This is a genomic window from Corynebacterium lehmanniae, from assembly GCF_043161975.1.
Taxonomy (GTDB): Bacteria; Actinomycetota; Actinomycetes; order Mycobacteriales; family Mycobacteriaceae; genus Corynebacterium; species Corynebacterium lehmanniae.
Genome location: NZ_CP170998.1, coordinates 1,927,204 through 1,944,530 on the forward strand (window position 1 = coordinate 1,927,204; position 17,327 = coordinate 1,944,530).

Annotated in this window: 13 protein-coding genes and 1 tRNA gene; 7 read left to right on the plus strand and 7 right to left on the minus strand. The window is 65.7% G+C overall.

The window, feature by feature from the left end; genetic code table 11:
* Positions 1 to 87: 87 nt before the first annotated feature.
* Positions 88 to 999 carry a hypothetical protein gene (locus ACF3NP_RS09375; protein WP_181890113.1) on the plus strand — a complete coding sequence of 304 codons (912 nt, stop codon included), beginning with the start codon at positions 88 to 90 and terminating at the stop codon, positions 997 to 999.
* Positions 978 to 1,991, plus strand: a complete 1,014-nt coding sequence (locus ACF3NP_RS09380) for a DDE-type integrase/transposase/recombinase (RefSeq protein WP_181889614.1) — start codon at positions 978 to 980, stop codon at positions 1,989 to 1,991. Before ACF3NP_RS09375 ends, ACF3NP_RS09380 begins: the two co-directional genes overlap by 22 nt.
* 60 nt (positions 1,992 to 2,051) lie before the next feature.
* On the opposite strand, the gene ACF3NP_RS09385 is transcribed toward ACF3NP_RS09380, so the two are convergent.
* From ACF3NP_RS09385 to ACF3NP_RS09400, 4 genes are read right to left on the minus strand one after another with little or no spacing between them, the layout of a single operon-like run.
* Entirely contained in the window at positions 2,052 to 2,864 is an 813-nt protein-coding gene (locus ACF3NP_RS09385; RefSeq protein WP_181890114.1) for an MBL fold metallo-hydrolase, read from the minus strand.
* A gap of 40 nt (positions 2,865 to 2,904) precedes the next feature.
* Entirely contained in the window at positions 2,905 to 3,360 is a 456-nt protein-coding gene (locus tag ACF3NP_RS09390) for a RidA family protein (protein ID WP_181890115.1), read from the minus strand.
* Positions 3,361 to 3,516, minus strand: a complete 156-nt coding sequence (locus tag ACF3NP_RS09395) for a DUF4177 domain-containing protein (protein ID WP_076590059.1) — start codon at positions 3,514 to 3,516, stop codon at positions 3,361 to 3,363. It abuts the gene before it with no gap.
* Between the two features lie 15 nt (positions 3,517 to 3,531).
* Complete coding sequence (locus tag ACF3NP_RS09400) at positions 3,532 to 3,891, minus strand: WhiB family transcriptional regulator (protein WP_239307013.1); 360 nt, start codon at positions 3,889 to 3,891, stop codon at positions 3,532 to 3,534.
* Between the two features lie 180 nt (positions 3,892 to 4,071).
* On the opposite strand from ACF3NP_RS09400, the gene ACF3NP_RS09405 reads away from it, so the two are divergent.
* Entirely contained in the window at positions 4,072 to 6,438 is a 2,367-nt protein-coding gene (locus ACF3NP_RS09405; protein ID WP_392398641.1) for a penicillin-binding protein, read from the plus strand.
* A gap of 55 nt (positions 6,439 to 6,493) precedes the next feature.
* On the opposite strand, the gene ACF3NP_RS09410 is transcribed toward ACF3NP_RS09405, so the two are convergent.
* Positions 6,494 to 6,943 carry a GatB/YqeY domain-containing protein gene (locus tag ACF3NP_RS09410; protein WP_181890118.1) on the minus strand — a complete coding sequence of 150 codons (450 nt, stop codon included), beginning with the start codon at positions 6,941 to 6,943 and terminating at the stop codon, positions 6,494 to 6,496.
* On the opposite strand from ACF3NP_RS09410, the gene ACF3NP_RS09415 reads away from it, so the two are divergent.
* The 3 genes from ACF3NP_RS09415 (at position 6,923) to ACF3NP_RS09425 (ending at position 9,073) form a co-directional block, all read left to right on the plus strand.
* Positions 6,923 to 7,861: a metallophosphoesterase gene (locus tag ACF3NP_RS09415; RefSeq protein ID WP_392399145.1), complete on the plus strand. Its 939-nt coding sequence runs from the start codon at positions 6,923 to 6,925 to the stop codon at positions 7,859 to 7,861. The two genes, ACF3NP_RS09410 and ACF3NP_RS09415, sit on opposite strands and share 21 nt — an antisense overlap.
* A gap of 87 nt (positions 7,862 to 7,948) precedes the next feature.
* Positions 7,949 to 8,025, plus strand: a tRNA-Pro gene (locus ACF3NP_RS09420).
* A gap of 229 nt (positions 8,026 to 8,254) precedes the next feature.
* On the plus strand, positions 8,255 to 9,073 hold the full coding sequence (locus tag ACF3NP_RS09425; RefSeq protein ID WP_181890119.1) for a hypothetical protein: 819 nt from the start codon (positions 8,255 to 8,257) through the stop codon (positions 9,071 to 9,073).
* Positions 9,074 to 9,289: 216 nt separating this feature from the next.
* Here ACF3NP_RS09425 and ACF3NP_RS09430 read toward each other — a convergent pair whose 3' ends face one another.
* Positions 9,290 to 12,520, minus strand: a complete 3,231-nt coding sequence (locus ACF3NP_RS09430; protein WP_392398642.1) for an alkaline phosphatase — start codon at positions 12,518 to 12,520, stop codon at positions 9,290 to 9,292.
* A gap of 363 nt (positions 12,521 to 12,883) precedes the next feature.
* Complete coding sequence (locus ACF3NP_RS09435; RefSeq protein ID WP_181890121.1) at positions 12,884 to 14,269, minus strand: ABC-2 family transporter permease; 1,386 nt, start codon at positions 14,267 to 14,269, stop codon at positions 12,884 to 12,886.
* A gap of 148 nt (positions 14,270 to 14,417) precedes the next feature.
* On the opposite strand from ACF3NP_RS09435, the gene ACF3NP_RS09440 reads away from it, so the two are divergent.
* Positions 14,418 to 17,327 (plus strand): DUF4040 family protein, encoded by a 2,910-nt coding sequence (locus ACF3NP_RS09440; protein WP_181890122.1) that lies wholly within the window; start codon positions 14,418 to 14,420, stop codon positions 17,325 to 17,327.

The following is a 17,327-nucleotide window of genomic DNA, read 5'->3' on the forward strand; positions in this document are numbered from 1 at the left end:
GCATTTCCCCAGGTGGGAGAAGCCGGAGCGTTGGCGTCCCTCTCTGTCAGGCTGGTTGTGAACAACGATCCGTAGGAGGTTTTGTTCATGACTTTGCTCGATGTTCCAGTGTTGATCCCGGAGCCGGACGTGCTGTCCGAGGCAGCTTCGGTCGGTGGTCAACAGGTTCGAAGCGGTCGCCTGCCCAGGCGGAGGCTTCGCGCTGATGATGTGTTGTCCCTTGCGGTGACGGTGCTGTCTCCTGGCGAGGTCCTCGACGAGGATGACCTGGTTATGCCGCAGGCTGGCGCGGTTGTGTTTACAGCGTGCCAGCCGTATTCGCGGGGGTTGGATTTTACTGCCGCTCAGAAGCGACAGATGGTCACGATCTATCGCCAGTTGCCGTATGGGGCGAAAGGTATCTGGCTTGATCGCCATGGGCTGTATGGAGCCAAGATCTTTCGGTGGGGCCAACAGCTTGGGCTTTTGACCTGCGCGCAGCAAAAGGCAGCGTCGGTCGGCGACGAGGAACTGCCAGCGGTGCTCGACGCCGCGGCGGTGACGTCGCTGGTGCAGCGCTACCTTTCGCTTCCTTACGGTGAAAAGGAGGCGTTTATCGCCAGGCATGATCTGTGCCACCGGACAGTGCTGCGGTGGGCCACCATGGTCGCAGACGGGTCGATCGCGCATTACACGCATAAACGAAAGGCAGGAACAGTGGGAAAACGCACCTCAGATGACCTCACGCAGTCACGTCGCCAGGTTGAGGCGATGATTCGGGAAAACGAACGGTTGAAAAAAGAACTCGCCAAAGCCAACCGCAAACTCACCCGGCAAGAACAAGAACTGGATAAATGGGTCAAAACCAGTGATGTGTTGGGAAAAGCTTTAGCGTCCATGCCCGATCTTCCTGGCGTGGACTACGACGCGGAGGAAAACGCCTATCCGAAGACGAAACGCGACGCTATGAAGCTGGTCGACAAGAAGAACAACGACTCATCGACGCCCTTGTCGGATTAGGCCACTCCACTTCCCGGGCGTGTGTGTTGCTGGGAGTCAGCCGCAGCCGGATCTACTACGAATCCAACCCGCGGCCGAAAACCGCCAACCCGATTGCCCACCACGAACGCAACATCGCCCGGCTCACACAGGAACACGTCGATAAGATCCTCGCCCAGCTGGACGCCAACCCGCAATCGAGCGTGGACGATGTGTTCTACAACGCCTATAACCACGGCGTTTACGTCGCCAGTTTGAGCAGCTTCTACCGCATCGCCCGCAAGCACAACAGACTGTTGAAGCACCGTAACTGCACTCGCACCAAACGCAGGTCGAAACGCGGCAACAACCAGCCACCACATGTCGTCGCTACTGCACCAGCACAAGTGCTGTGCTGGGACATCACATTCCTGCCTGGCCCGTTCGTCAACGAAAACTACGCCTGCCACACCATCATCGACCTGTACTCACGCGCCGTGATCGGCACGTTGGTCACCCACCGCGAAGACGCACGCGGTGTATCCAAACTCTTCGACGACATCTTGACGCGCTACCCCACAGTGCAAACCGTGCACTCCGACAACGGGGCAGCTATGCGAAGCAACGCCTTAAAGCGAGTGTTCGCCAAACACGACGTTGACGCATCGTTTAGCCGGCCGGCAACAAGCAACGACAACCCCCAGATGGAGTCACTGTTCCACACCATGAAGGGATTTGCGTACTACCCGAAAGCCTTCGCCGACATCGACGCCGCCACCCAATGGGTAGCCCGCTTTACCAGGCACTACAACAACCGGCCCCACAGCGGCATCAACGGCTACACCCCGCAAAGCGTGCTCGACGGTACCTGGAAGCAATACGAAACCAACCGCATCAACGCAGCACGTGCCGCACTCGAAGCCGGACTCATCACCGCAATGCCCAAAACACCGACCGGACTACCCAAAGAGGTCACCATCATCCGCACAACCACCAAAACCCGCCCACAATCACCCACACTTACCGTCGCCTGAACCAGAAACTGTTCACAACCACTTGACACAAAGCGCGTTTTGTCGATTCGTACAAAACCCCTAGGGCGCGGCCTTCAGGTAGCGCAGGGCCACGCGGGTGGACTGCTCGGCGGCGCCGCGCAGCACCGGGTCCACATCGTCGTAGATCGCGTCGACCAGGGTGTTGATGTCGGCGTTCTCGCCGTGGGTCTTCAGCGCCTCGCGGATCTGCTCCAGGCGCTGGTTGCGGCGGTCGATGTACTTGCGGGCGTAGGCCGACAGGTCCGCGCCCTCGGGGCCGTGGCCCGGCAGCAGCGGGATGTCCTTGCCCTGCTCCTCCAGAAGCTCCAGGGAATCCAGGTACTTGCCCAGGTCGCCGTCGGTCTCGGAGATCATGGTGGTGTGGCGGCCAGCGATGGTGTCGCCGGTGATGATGCCCTCCAGCTCGGTGGTCTCCGGGTCTCCCGGGTAGACAAAGAAGCACACGGAATCGCTGGTGTGGCCGGGGGTGGCCACGACCTTCAGGCGTGGGGTGATGCCGTCGACGGCGACCACTTCGCCGTCGACAAGCGGGTCCGCCCCCGAGCTGTACTGCGGATCCAGCGAGCGAACAGGAGCACCGGTGAGCTGGCGGAAACGCTCCGCGCCGTCAGCGTGGTCGTGGTGGCGGTGCGTGAGCAAAATGAGCGCCACCTCCCCCGCCTTGGAGCGGAGGACGTTGAGGTGGCCCTCATCCTCCGGGCCCGGATCAACGACAATGCTTCGCTGATCCCCCTCACCCCTGATCACCCAGGAGTTGGTCCCCTCGAGCGCCGCGTAGCTGGGGTTCGGCGCCAGGACCACCGCGGCGTTGGCGGTCACAGGGCGCAGTTGGCTGTAAGCGGGATGTTGCATATGCCCCAGCGTACCCGCTTAACAGCCGTGTATTGGAGTTCTAGCTCTTCAGCTCGACGACGAGTTCGACCTCGACAGGCGTGTCCATCGGCAGCGACGCCACGCCCACTGCGGAGCGGGCGTGCGCACCGGCTTCACCGAAGACCTCCTGCATGAGCTCGGAGGCGCCGTTGATCACGGCGGGCTGGCCGGTAAACGCCGGGTCGGAGGCGACGAAGCCGACGATCTTGAGCACGCGGGCGACGTTGTCGATGCCGACCAAGTCATCCACCGCGGCGATCGCGTTGAGCGCGGCCTGGCGAGCGTAGCCGTAAGCGGCCTCCTCGGTGACCTCCGCGCCGACTTTGCCGGTGGCGGGCAGTTTGCCGTCGATAAACGGCAGCTGGCCGGACGTCCACACCTGGTTTCCGGCCTCGACGGCGGGCACGTAGGCAGCAACGGGTGCAGCGACGGCGGGCAGCTCGATACCGAGCTCCTTGAGACGATCAGTCCACATCTATTCGACCTCCCGCTTCATGTAAGCGACAACGTTGTCCTGGGTCGGGCCCGGTACAACGGAGACGAGCTCCCAGCCGTCCTCGCCCCAGGTGTCCAGAATCTGCTTGGTGGCGTGCGTGAGCAACGGAACCGTTGCGTACTCCCATTTCGTCATGGCGCCCAAGACTACCTACAGGCCGACAACTTCGCCGCCGGCAGAGAGGTACTCCGCCCAGTCCGTCACGTGCGGGTTCTTGCGCAGCACCGCGCGGCGCTGACGCTCCGTGAGCCCGCCCCAGACGCCGAACTCGACCTTGTTGTCCAGTGCGTCGGCGCGGCACTCGGTGAGCACCGGGCACGCGCGGCAGATCGCGGCGGCCTTGCGCTGCTCCGCACCCCGGACGAACAGGGCGTCCGGATCCTTGCCGCGGCACTGCGCGTGGGTGACCCAATCCCCTCGGTCAAAAACGAGATGTCCGGATGCGTCGCACTTGCGGGACGTGGTCCGTTGTGCGTTTCGCTGCGCGGTGTTACCCAAAGCCGTGGTCATAGCCGTGCTCCTCTACTCGTTCACCTGCGCCGTCTCCCCGGCGCAGTTTTATACATCCGACCGTATATCTGCGGTCCTATGTAAATGTAATCACACAAAAAAGAATTCTGTCGAATGGGTCACATTTTTGGGGGGTCTTTTATATTCCCGCGCGCGGGCCGAGTCATTTAAGGTAATGGCGTGTCCGCACTGAAATCCCTAGGAAGCCTGCTTGCCGCGCTCGTCGCGACGGCGCTGGCCATTGCCCTGTGCCTCGCCCCTCTCGCAGGCCTCGGCGGCGCCGCCGTCGCCCGCACCGACGAGACGATGCAGTCGAACCTCTCCGACCTCACTCACGGCGAAGTCCCCGGCGTCACCACAATTAACGACGCCAACGGCACCCCCATGGCCTGGATCTTCAAACAGCGCCGCTACGAGGTGGCCAGCGACGGGATCTCCCAGCACGTCAAGGACGCCCTGGTGGCCACGGAGGACCGCCGCTTCTACCAGCACGAGGGCGTGGACATGCAGGGCTTCGCCCGCGCGATGGTGACCAACGTGCTCGCCGGCGGGGTGGAGCAGGGCGCGTCCACGATCAACCAGCAGTACGTGAAGAACTACCTCTGGCTCATCGACGCGGAGAACGAGGACGAGGCCAACGCCGCCACCGAACAGTCCATCCCGCGCAAGCTGCGCGAGATGCGCATGGCCTCCGACCTAGACAAGACGCTGGAGAAAGACGAGGTGCTGACCAGGTACCTCAACCTCGTCTCCTTTGGCAACCACGCCTTCGGCATTGAGGCGGCGGCGCTGACCTACTTCGACGTCCCCGCCCGCGAGCTCGACCCGGCGCAAGCGGCGCTACTGGTGGGCATCCTGCAGTCCGTGGAAGCGCTCAACCCCTACACCAACCCGGAAGGCGCCACCCAGCGCCGCAACGTGGTTCTGAATAACATGGCAGCCCAGGGCTACCTGGACCAGGCGGAAGCGGACCGCCTGGCCGGCACCCCGCTGGGCCTCCTGGAGCAGCCGAAGACGCTGCCGCAGGGCTGCATCGCCGCCGGCGACAAGGGCTTCATGTGCGACTACGCCCTCCGCTACCTCGAGGACAAGGGGCTGGACACGGAGACCATCCTCAACGGCTCCTACACCATCACCACCACCCTGGACCCGGCGGTGCAGGAGGCGGCCAACAACGCGGTGCGCAACAACGTCAGCCCGTACACCCCGGGTGTGGCCGAGGTGATGGACATCGTCCGCCCCGGCGCGGATTCCCGCGACGTGTTGGCCATGGCGTCCTCGCGTTTCTACGGCCTGGACCTGGACCAGAGCCAGACCATCCTGCCGCAGCCGGCCTCCCTGGTTGGCGCCGGTGCGGGTTCGGTGTTCAAGATCTTCACCGCCGCCGCGGCGCTGGAGCAGGGCTACGGCTTGAACACGATGCTGGAGACGCCGGCGCGCTCGGTACTCTACGGCATGGGCGACGGCGGCGCGGCCAACTGCCCGCCGGGCGCGTACTGCGTCGAAAACGCCGGCACCTACGCCCCGCGCATGACGCTGCAGGACGCGCTGGCGCAGTCGCCGAACACCACGTTTGTGGAGCTGATCCAGAAAACCGGCGTGGCGCCGGTGGTTGACCTGGCGGTGCGCTTGGGCCTGCGGTCGTACGCGGACGAGAACTCGTTCGGCGACGGCCGCTCCGTCGCACAGGCCGCGAAGGAAGAGAACATGGGCGCCTTCACCTTGGGCCCGCTGGCGGTGAACGCGCTGGAGCTGTCCAACGTGGGTGCCACCTTGGCCTCTGGCGGGCGTTGGTGCGAGCCGAACCCGATCAAGGAAGTGCTGGACGAAAACGGCAAGCAGGTCTTCATCGACCGCCCCGCCTGCGAGCAGGCGGTCGAACCGGACATCGCCGGCGCGCTGTCCCAGGGCATGTCAAAGGACATTGTCGACGGCACCGCGTCCGCTTCCGCCCGCAACAACGGCTGGTCCGCCCCGACGGCCGCGAAGACGGGCACGACGGAGTCCCACCACTCCACCGCGTTTTTGGGCTTCACCCAGACCATGGCGGCCGCGCCGTACATCTACAACGACGGCACCCAGTCCACCCCGCTGTGCACCCAGCCGGTGCGCCAGTGCCAGTACGGCACGCTGTTCGGCGGCAACGAAGCGGCCGACACCTGGTTCCAGGCGGCGGCCGGGGTGCCGGGCGCGGCGGCGGGCGGGCTGCCGCCTGCGAGCCCGGTGCACATGCGTGGAACGAAGCGCGGGGCGCTGGACGCGGTGGTCGGCCAGTACTCCTCCGCCGCGAAGTCCCAGCTTGAAGCGCAGGGCTACGCGGTCACGCTGAACACGGTCAACGGCGCCGGCGCGCCGGCCGGCACGGTGGTCTCCGCGGTCCAGGACGGCCCGAACACCACGGTGACGCTGAACGTCTCCGACGGCGCCGGCGCCGCCAGCGCCAGCCCCTCCGCGCCCCCAGCTCGGCGGCGGCCCCCTCGCCGTCCGCGCCGCCGCAACCAAGCCCCGCTTCCCCGCCGGGCATCGAGGGCCTCGAGCAATCGCTGAACGACGCCCGCGACGCCATCGCCGACGTCTTCGGCGGCGGGGCCGGAAACGGCAACTAGCTCAGGCGCGCCTTGACGGCCTCGGAGAGGCGCTTGCCGTCGGCGCGGCCCTCGGCCTTCGCCGTGGCGGCCTTCATGACCTGCCCCATCTGGGCCATGGACTCGGCGCCGGTCTCGGCGATAGCTTCGTCGATAAGCTTGGCAAGCTCGTCGTCATCCAGCTGCTTCGGCTGGTACACCTCAAGGATCGAGGCCTCGGTGAGCTCGGCCTCGGCGAGGTCGTCGCGGCCGTTGGTTGTGTAGATGTCCGCGGACTCGCGGCGCTTCTTGATCTCGCGGGCGATGATCTTCTGAATCTCCGCGTCGTCCACCTCGTGCTTGGATCCTTCGGTCTCGGCGGTCTGGATCGCGGCCAGCAGCATGCGGATCGTGCCGGTGCGCTCCTTTTCCTTCGCCTTCATGGCTTCCTTGAGGTCTGCGCGGATCTGGTCTTTCAGTGCACTCATGCTTGCGAGATTACAGTGGTGCGGGTGAAGAAGTTGACGGGAATCGGAGCACTTTGCTTATCGACGGGCGCCGCCACGCTGACGTGGGCGTACACCCAACGCAACAATTTCCAGCTGCGCGAGTACACCCTGCCCCTGCTCGAGCCGGGGGTGTTGAAAGGTCGCGACGAGTTTAGGGTGCTGCACGTGTCCGACCTGCACATGATCCCGGGGCAGAGGCAGAAGGTCGATTTCGTCTCCAGCCTGGATGCCCTCGAGCCGGACCTGGTGGTCAACACCGGCGACAACCTGTCGGATGTCGGCGGGGTGCCGTGGGTGCTGGACGCGCTGGGCCCGCTGTTGAACCGCCCGGGCGCGTTCGTGTTCGGCACCAACGACTACTGGGCGCCGCGGCCCGTCAATCCGCTGAAGTACCTGACCGGGGCGAAGCGCGAGCCGTCCTACGAGGACCTGCCGTGGGAGGGCATGCGCGCCGCGTTTGTGGAGCGCGGCTGGCAAGACGCCACCCACGCCCGCCTGGAATTCAAGGCCTCCGGCGTGCGCCTGGCGCTGGCGGGCGTGGACGACCCGCACCACGAGCTGGACCGGTATGCCGAAATCGCCGGGGCGCCTCACGAGGATGCCGATCTGTCTATCGGGCTGCTGCACGCGCCGTACCGCCGGGTGCTGGACGCATTTGAGGCTGACGGCTACCAGCTCGCGCTGGCCGGCCACACCCACGGCGGGCAGATCTGCCTGCCCGGCGAGCGCGCGATTGTGACCAACGCGGACATCGACCGCGAGCGCGCGTCCGGGCTGCACAAGTACGGCAAGATGTGGATGGAAGTCTCCAACGGCTTAGGCCAGTCCAAGTACGCGCCGGTGCGCCTGTTCTGCCCGCCGTCCGCGAGCCTGATCCGGGTGGTGGAGCGCAGGTAGTTCGGACGACTACCTGGCGTTTTGGTTGAATCGCCGCCCGGGGGTAATGTGTTGCCAGTACCGCGGGCGAGAGCCCAACGATACAACCGGGATATGGCGCAGCTTGGTAGCGCGCTTCGTTCGGGACGAAGAGGTCGCAGGTTCAAATCCTGTTATCCCGACCACGTACAACCCGCCTTTCGAGGCGGGTTTTCGCATTTGCCGCGCCCTTGCTCCGAGAATCCTGACAGATCACGGCAGCCGTTTGCTCCGACCTGGGGCGATGGGATCCGCCTGACAGATTCAGCCGCGAAGAGTCGGGGTCCCTGCCCCTTAACGCTCTCGCAACATGGCCCCCATCACGCTGGTGCACGTACCGCTTCGAGTACACACCTACCCCTCAAGGAGGCCTACATGAAACGCATCATCACCAGCGCCGCCGCCTGCGCGATCGCTCTCGGCACCGTCGCCGCCCCGGCCCACGCCGCCACCGTCGGCGAGAAGGACGCGGACGGCAACTGCGCCGTCACCCTCACTGACATGGAGAAGGAGTTCATCATGGACACCTTCGACGAGTCCAAGCAGATCGGCGAGCACGAGCGCGCCCGCGATGTCGTCGCCGCTGTGGAGACGGTCTACCCGGGCGTCATGGCCGCCAACGAGTCCGACCTCAAGGGCGAGGCGCCGGACTACTCCACGATCCTGCCGGCTGACCTGGTCAAGCCCTACACCGAGGCGCTGCGGACCCTCGACGAGACCGAGCCGACCACCGCCACCACCCTCGAGGACGTGGACACCGACGCGTGGACAGTCGGTCCGTCCACCGCGCCGATGGCCGAGGCCCCGTTCACCGCGGGCACCGAGCTCTACGAGGCATGGTCCGCCACCCCCAGCGGCATGCTCTCCATGAACCAGCAGCTTATCGACGTAGCTAACGCCTCAGCCGCCACCTCCTGCGCCAAGGGCGACGCGAAGGAAATGGACTACCCCACCGGCCCCATCGCCCTGGATAAGACTAAGCCGGGCAAGGACAAGCCGGGCAAGGAAGGCATGGACAAGGACAAGCCGGGCGACATGGGTTCGTCCGACAAGGACAAGGACGGCAAGGACTCCCCGAACGTTGCCGCGATCGTCGGCGGCGTGATCGCTGCCCTGCTGGCTTTGGCGGGAATCGCGGCGGCGCTGCCGATGCTGGGCATTCACGTGCCCGGCATGAACATGCCGCGCATGTAGCCCCGCCTAGACACGCAACCAGACCTCAAGCCGACGGCCACCACAAAGCCCCAGGTCGCCAAACGCGCTGAGGTCTGGTTTCCCGCTGAGGTCTGGCTACGCCCCCGTAACCAGACCTCAAGCAGACGGCACCGAGCAAAGAAGGACGGCCCGGAGACGCGAAACGTCCCGCCCTCGGTGCTGAACCGGGGACGGGACGTGACGGGCTAGAAATATTTAACGCTTCGCGATCGGGCCAAGAACCTCATCGACCGGGAACGGGAAGAGCAGCGCCAGCAACGAGAGCAGGCCCACGATGCCGGAGATTGCCAGAACGGCGATCAGGCCGACGTTGGAGAGCGAGGAGCCCTCGGAGTTCTGGGAAGGCTGCTCGGCCGGGGCTGTCTCAACCGGCTTCATCTTGTTCTCGAAGGTGAGGCCGTGGTTGATGCTCTCGATGCCGAGGGCGTTGTTGACCAGGAAGAACAGGTCGGTCTGGTCGATCTGGCCGGTGACGTTGGCGGCACCCGGGCCGGACGCTGCCACGCGCAGCTGCGCACCGGTGTGCTGCTGGCCGCCGAGTGCTTCTTCGTCCTCGTTGGTCTTCGAGGTGGCGAAGTTCACGGCCATAGTGGAGCCTTCGACGGTGGTCAGCTGGGTGACGCGGCCGGCGGTGTTGGCATTGTCGTAGGTGATCTGCGCGGTGTGAGCGTGGTCGGCGGTGGCGACGATCAGGGTCTCCTCGCCGGTTTCCTCCACCCACTTCTGCACGGCCTGGACGGCCTCGTCGAGCTGGCCGACCTCACCGATCAGGCCGCAGGCGTCCGCCTGGTGGTCGGCCTTGTCCGGCGACGCGGACTCGACCTGGAGCAAGAAGCCGTTGTCGTTCTGCAGCAGCTCGAGCGCCTTGGAGGTCATCGCGCCCAGGCGCGGGGTCTCCTCGGTGAACTCCGGGTTGGCCACACAGGTCGCCGGCTGCAGGTCGCCACCGTCGGTCGTCGGGATGGACTGGTTGAGCACGCGCGGCATGTTGCCCTCGGAGAACAGGCCCAGCACCGGCTTGTCGGCGTTCGCCTCGGCGATCGCGTCAAGCTCGGAGGCGTTGGTCACCACCTGGTAGCCGTTGTCCTTTGCGTTGTCCAACACCGACTTGCCGGCGGTCCAGGTGTTGCCGCTGGCGTTCCACTTGCCGCCCTGAACGACCTCGGCGTCGAAGTACTTGCTGCCGCCGCCGAGGGTGACATCGGCGCGCAGGTCCACGATCTGCTCCGAGATGGAGCCCAAGCCGCCGTTTTCACGCAGCTGCTCGCCCTTGGCCACCTTCTTGTCGCCGGACGGTGCGTAGTAGGAGCGGTCGAGCGCGTGCGCGGCGAAGGCAGCCGGGGTAGCGTCCTGGATCTCGGCGGTGGAGACGTTGCCGATCTTCATCCCGCGGGCCTTGGCCAGCTCACCCATGGTGGCGACCGGCTTACCAGCGTTGTCCACACCGATGGCGCCGTTGTACGTCTTCACGCCGGAGTTCCACGCGGTGCCGGTGGCGGCGGAGTCTGCCACGTAGTTGGGCAGGCCGGTTTCCTTATCCAGGGAGAAAGTGGTCAGGTACCCGGTGTAGTCCAGGTTGTCCAGGCCTTCGAAGCGGCCGGCGGAGCCCTTCAGGTAGTTGCGGGCAGCGGTGATCTCGGAGTCGCCGGTGCCGTCGCCGATCAGGACCACGACGTTCTTCGCCTTGGCGTTGTCGATGCCCTGGCCCTCGGTGCCAAACTGGGCGCAGTCGCCCACCTTCGGAGTCTCGCCGGCAGCGACGAGGTAGCACAGCTGGTCGCCCGGCTTGGCCTTCGAACGGTTGGCCAAGGAAACGACCTTGTTGTCCTTATTGATCTTCCACGGCTTCTGGCCGCCGTCGGTGCCGCCGTTGAGGCCGAGCGCGTTGGCCATGACGTAGAACGCGTCGGTCTGGTCGATCTGGCCGTTGACGTTCTCGGAGCCCGGGCCGTAGCCGGCGATGCGTACCTGGGTGCCGGTGTGCATCATGGAGAAGTTCGGGGTGTCGAACGGGTCGCCGTTTGCCTTCTTGTCAAAGACCGGGTTGCCCTCCTCATCCAGCCACGGCTGAGTGCCGAAACCGACGGACATGACCGCACCGCCGTCCTTCGGGGACTGCAGGCGGGTCACGGCGGACACAGACGGGCGGCCGTCCGGAATGATCTCGGCGGTGTGCGCGTGGTCGGCGGTGACCACGATCAGGGTGTCCTTGTCCTTCTTGGCGAAGTCCAAGGCTTCCTTGATCACCTCGTCGATCTGGTCGGTCTCGCCGATCATTCCGCAGGCGTCGGCCGCATGGTCCGCCTTGTCGATGGATGCGGATTCGACCTGCAGGAAGAAGCCCTTGTCCGCCGACGGGTCGTCGAGAAGCTCGATGGCCTTCTTCGTCATTTCAGCTGCGGACGGCTCGTCGCCGCGATCCGCTTCCTTGCAGACCTCGGGCTCGGTGGTGCCATCGGACTTCACCGGCACGGTCTGCTCAAACTTGCGGGTCATGTTTTTGTCGTGGAACAGACCGAGCACCGGCTGGTCCTGGTTTGCGACGGTGATGCCCTCGAGGCCCTGCTTGTCGTCGACAACCTGGTAGCCCTTGGCAATCGCATTCTCACGGACCGACTTGCCGGCCTCCCAGTCGGCGCCGCCGTCGTTCTTTTCGGTCAGGAACGGGTTGCGGTTCTCGCCGCCCTCAAGCACCTCAGCGTCGAAGTACTTGCGGCCGCCGCCCAGGGTGACGTCGGCGCGGGTATCGATGATCTGCTCGGAGATGGAGCCGAGACCGCCGTTTTCACGAGCTTCAGCACCCTTGACCGGCTTCGCCTCGCCGGACGGTGCGTAGTAGCCGCGCTTGGAAATGTGCGAGTGCATCGCGCCCGGAGTCGCATCCTGGATCTCCGCGGTGGAGACGTTGCCGGTGCGCATGCCGGCGTTCTTGGCCATCTCCAAGAGGTTCTCGTGCGGCTTGCCCGTAATGTCCACGGACAGCGCGCCGTTGTAGGTCTTTCCGCCCGTGGACCAGCCGGTCGCGGACGCGGCGGAGTCGGTCACGTACTGGCGCTTGCCGTCCTTGCCCACGGCGAAGGTGGTGTACGCGCCGGACGCGGTGAGCTCGTCGAGGCCCTCGAAGCGGCCGTTCGCGCCCTTGAGGTAGTTGCGCGCCGCGGTGATCTCCTGGTGGCCCATGCCGTCGCCCAGGATGAAGATGACGTTACGGGCCTGAGCGTCGGAGTTGCCCTGGCCACCCTTGCCAAACTGGGTGCAGTCGCCCGGCAGCGGCGCGACGACGTTGCCTTCGGAATCAATGGTGATGCAGGTGTCCTTGCCGTTGAACGCCTGCTCCGCGGACTGAGCGAGAGAAACCGGCAGGTTCGCCAGTGCCAGCGCGGAGACGCTGACGACAGCTGCCACTGCCTTGGAGGAGAAACGCATAAGACTTCCTTGAGGTAAGAGGGATGGTTTTTGTAACCACGGCGCAATCTACTCTCAGGTTGCGTACAGGAGGCTACATTCAGGTTAATTTCAGGTTACGTCCGCATCATCGCAGCTCCCGGGCCCTATATGTGCTGTAGGTAAGTGAAATCGGTGTTCAATTAGCGGCGCTTTTTCATCACGAGGGGTTTAACTACTCCCCCAGCAACCGGACCTTCAATGCAAAAAACGGCCCCCGGATCGCTCCGGGAGCCGTCTTTTTTCGCGCGGGCTAGCGCGGGTGTCACCACGTTCCAACAGAGAGGTGACAGTTAACATCACATTTTAGGGATTTGAAAAACGGCTGTCTACCTAAGCGTTTGCTTAACGACGGCCCCGTGCCCCAACCAGGCCCGCCACCGCAAGCAGGGCGGACAGCAGCACCGCCGAGACGATGCCGCGGTAGTCGCCGCCGTTGCCGCCCGCCGAGACAGCGGTGGACACCCAGTGCATCGGCGCTGCTTGCGACAACGCCACCCACACAGAGTCGACCTGCGCGGTGGTCGCGGTGCGCCACACCCAGCCGACGAGCCCGGTCTGCACAAGCGCAAGCACGCCGGCTGAGCCAAGACCAACCCCAGCGCCGAACGCTCGACTTAACACGGAAGCCAGGCCCGCGCTGGCGAGCGTGCCCAGCAGCAGGCCTATAAACGCCACCCCGTATTCCTGCACACCAAACCCGGATCCGATCACCCCGGCCAAGATGGTGCCCGCGGCGGCCAAAACCACGGAACCGGCGCTCAGGATCCACCAGCGCCCGCGGGATGCGAACCACGCCGCCGCCAGTGCGGTGCCTCCGAGTACGGCCATCGCCGCGAGCAGCATCGCCGCCACCGGCGCAAGGGTCGGGCCGACCGGCTCAGCCCCGGCAGCACCCGGCGCGACTGCCGGCACCGGCAGGGCCGCGCGCACCGCGCCAACCTTGTCGGCGTTCATGACCGCCATCTGGTTGATCTTTTCCACGCCGGCGACCAGCTCATCGATGCCGCCGGTGGCCTGCCCGGTCTGCGCCTGTAGCTCACGCAGGCCCGCGGCCAGCTCGGCGGAGCCGTTGGTGGCTGTATATATACCGTCGTGGTAGCCGTAGCCCGGTACAGCGAGTTGGTTGGCCAGGTCGCGGGAGCCGTCGCGAAGCTGGTTCATCTTCGCCACCACGTCCGGCGGCAGCTGGGCGGTCTCAGCCTGGGCCCGCAGGTCCTTCAGCGACTCGCGGGCCTTGACCGCCTCCGGGTCTTTCGCGCCCTTGAGCTCCTCCAGGGAACGGTCGATCGCGCCGACCACCTGGCCGCGCACGGCCTCAAACCCGGACACCTGGCCGACCACCTCGCCGATGGAATCCGCCAGCTGCGTCGCTCCCGCGCCCAACTGGCCGGTGCCAGCCTGGAGCTCGACCATGCCGTCAGCGAGTTGCTGGGAGCCGGACTGGGCGGCGGCGAGGGCGTCGATAAGCTGCTGAGTTTGCCCCTGCGCCTCCCCGATGCCCGCAGCAAGCTGGCCGGCGCCCTCCTTGAGCACCTTCGCCTGCTGCCCGGCCTCACCGGCCGCGCGGCGCGCATCCCCCAAGTTGTCGGGGCCGACCTGCGGGGCGCCCGAAACCTCAGCATCGCGCCCCGCGTTCGCCCATGTGTCGGCCGGATTCATGGGCAAAAACACCCCGACAACCAGCGCCAGAAGCGCACACACCAACCGCCACGCGTTGCCCGATTTCATGGCATTGTTCTTAGCACTCGCGCCCGACTTGCTGCGGGAGGCGCACCGCCAGCCCATCGCCCGAACTGCGCACCGTTAGAACCGTGTCGGCAGCCTTGATACTGTCGTAAGGGTTCTTGCCAAAACCATGGAATGAAATGGGTTCACCATGACACTTCCCCTTGTCATCGGGCTCGTCGCAGCGACGGTGGTGCTCTCACCGATCCTCGTGCGAGTCATGGACAAGAAGGCCGGGTACCCGCTCGCGGCGATCCTCTTCGCCGCCGCGGCCGTGCTCGGCTCCAAGTTCACAGAAGTCTCCCGCGGAACGGACCTCGAATGGTCCAAGGAGTGGGCGCACGACGTGATGGGCACGGGCACCTCCGTGGACTTCGCGCTGCGCGCAGACGGGCTGGGCATCTTCTTCGCGCTGCTGGCGCTGGTCATCGGCGGCGTGGTCTTTTTGTACTCCGCCGCGTACCTGCCCGAGCGCGACGGCAACACCAGCTTCTACACCATCATGACGGCGTTTACCCTGTCGGTGCTGCTGCTTGTGCTTGCGGACGATGCCGTGCTGCTGTTCATCGCCTGGGAGCTCGTCTCCATCGCGTCGTTCCTGCTCATCGCACGCTCCGGCTCCTCCGGTGAGGCCGGGTCCTACCGCACCCTGATCCTCACCTTCTTCGGCGGCCTGACGCTGCTGGCTGGCCTGGCCGTGGCCTCCGCGCAGACCGGCACGACGCGCCTGCAGGACATCCTCGCTGCCGATATCTGGGGCGACAACCGCGTCACCGTCGTAGTCGCGCTGCTCATCGCGTTTTCCGCGTTCACCAAGGCTGCGCAGTTCCCCTTCCACTTCTGGCTGCCCGAGGCCATGGCCGCCGCCACCCCGGTCTCCGCGTTCCTGCACGCCGCGGCCGTGGTCAAGGCCGGCATCTACGTGCTGCTGCGCTTTTCCACCATCTTCTCGGACGTCGCCGCGTGGAACTACCTGCTGGTCACCGCAGGCCTGTTCACCGCGCTGATGTCCGCGCTGTTCGCCATTACCAAGACGGACCTGAAGCACCTCACTGCGTACTCCACCGTGTCCCACCTGGGTTGGATCGTCGCCGCGATCGGCATCGGCACCCCGATCGCCCTGGCCGCGGCGCTGACGCACACGCTGGCGCACGCGCTGTTTAAGTCCTCGCTGTTCATGCTCATCGGCGTGGTGGACCACGAAGCCGGCTCGCGCGACATGCGCCGCCTGGGCCCGATCTACAACAAGATGCCGTTCACGTTCGCCTCCACCGTTATCGCCGCCGCCTCCATGGCCGCGGTCCCGCCGCTGTTCGGCTTCGTGTCCAAGGAATCCATCCTGGACGCCTTCCACGAATCCTCCTACGGCGCGCTCCTGCTCACGGTGGCCGGCATCGCCGCATTTCTCACTTTCGTGTACTCGGCGAAGATCGTCTTCGGCGCATTTATCGACGGACCAAAGGACCTCCCCGACGTCCACGAAGCCCCCACCGCCCTCTGGCTGCCCGCCGCGCTGCCCGGCCTGACCTCTGCGGTCCTGCCGTTCCTGCTGTTCTGGGTGGACAACCCCGTCTCCGCAGGCGTGCGCGCCGTGACGGGCGACGACAGCTTTGCCACCCACCTCGCACTCTGGCACGGCGTGACCCCGCCATTTTTGGTGTCTGTGGCAGTGCTGGTCGCCGGCGTGGTGTTCGTGGTGTTCTTCCGCAAGCGCGTCTTCGCAGCGCTGGGCAACAAGGACCTTCTGCCCGCAGACGGCACCGAGGTGCTGGCCTGGCTCACCCGCAGCCTGTCCAACCTGGGTAAGCAGCTCGGCTCGCTGGCCGACGGCTTCAACCCGTCGCGCCACCTCTTCCCGCTGCTGGCGTCCGTCACCGCGATGGGCCTGTGCGTGATCGGCCTGACCGACGGCATCGACGGCGTCACCCCGGCCCCGCGCGCCGAGGGCCTGGACGTGTGGTGGGACCTCATCCCGTTCGCCATCATCGCGATGTCCGTGCTGGGCATGGTGTTCACCCGCTCCCGTCTTGCCTCCGCTGTGCTGCTCGGCACCGTCGGCGTGGGCATGACCCTGCAGATGTTCCTGCTGGGCGCCCCGGACGTGGCCATGACGCAGTTCCTGGTCGAGTCGCTGACCGTGGTGGTCATCCTGGTGGTGCTTCGCTACCAGCCGCGGATGTTCCCGGAGACGAAGGCTCGTCGCAAGGCTCTTGCCTCCATCTTCGCCCTGATCGCGGGCGTGGTCACCTTCTTCGGCGTCTACGGCCTGACCGGCCGCCGCGGCCGCTCCGAACTGGCCGAGTGGTACCTCACCGAAGGCGGCGACGTCACCGGCGCCGACAACATCGTCGCCGTGATCATCGTCGAGTTCCGTGGCTTCGATACCTTGGGCGAGCTGTCCGTCCTCGGCATGGCCGCAGTGGTCATCGCCGCAGTGGTCAGCTCCATGCCGCGCCACCTGTTCGAGGCCGGCACCCGCCCACGCCCCTTCGGCCAGTCCCAGCTCAACTCCATCCCGCTGCGCAAGGCCGCGGCCCTGGTCGCACCGGTGCTGGTGGTGCTGTCCGTGCTGATCTTTTTCCGCGGCCACACCGCCCCCGGCGGCGGCTTCGTCGCAGCGCTTGTGATGGCCACGGCGTTCGCCATCAACTACCTGTCCCGCGGCGCGGACGCGGACGTGGTGAAGAACTTCACCCCGATCCGCCTGACCGGCTGGGGCATCATCATCGCCATTTCCTCCGGCTTCCTCGGCTTCATCGAGGGCGGGTTCATGTACGCCATCCACGGCGAGATCGCTGGCGAGCACATGACCACCTCGCTGATCTTCGACTTCGGCATCTACCTCGCCGTGCTCGGCATGGTCACCGCCGCGATCAACGCGCTCGGCGGCTACCTGCGCCCCGGCATGGACCTGTCGGACCTGGACTACTCGCGCGACGAAGAAGACAACCCGCTGCCGAGCATCCCGGCCCCGCTGGCGCCCGAAAACCCCGTGGACGCGCACCCGGAGCCGATCAACCCGGCACACGACCCGCAACCGGTTATCACGAAGGAGCACTAA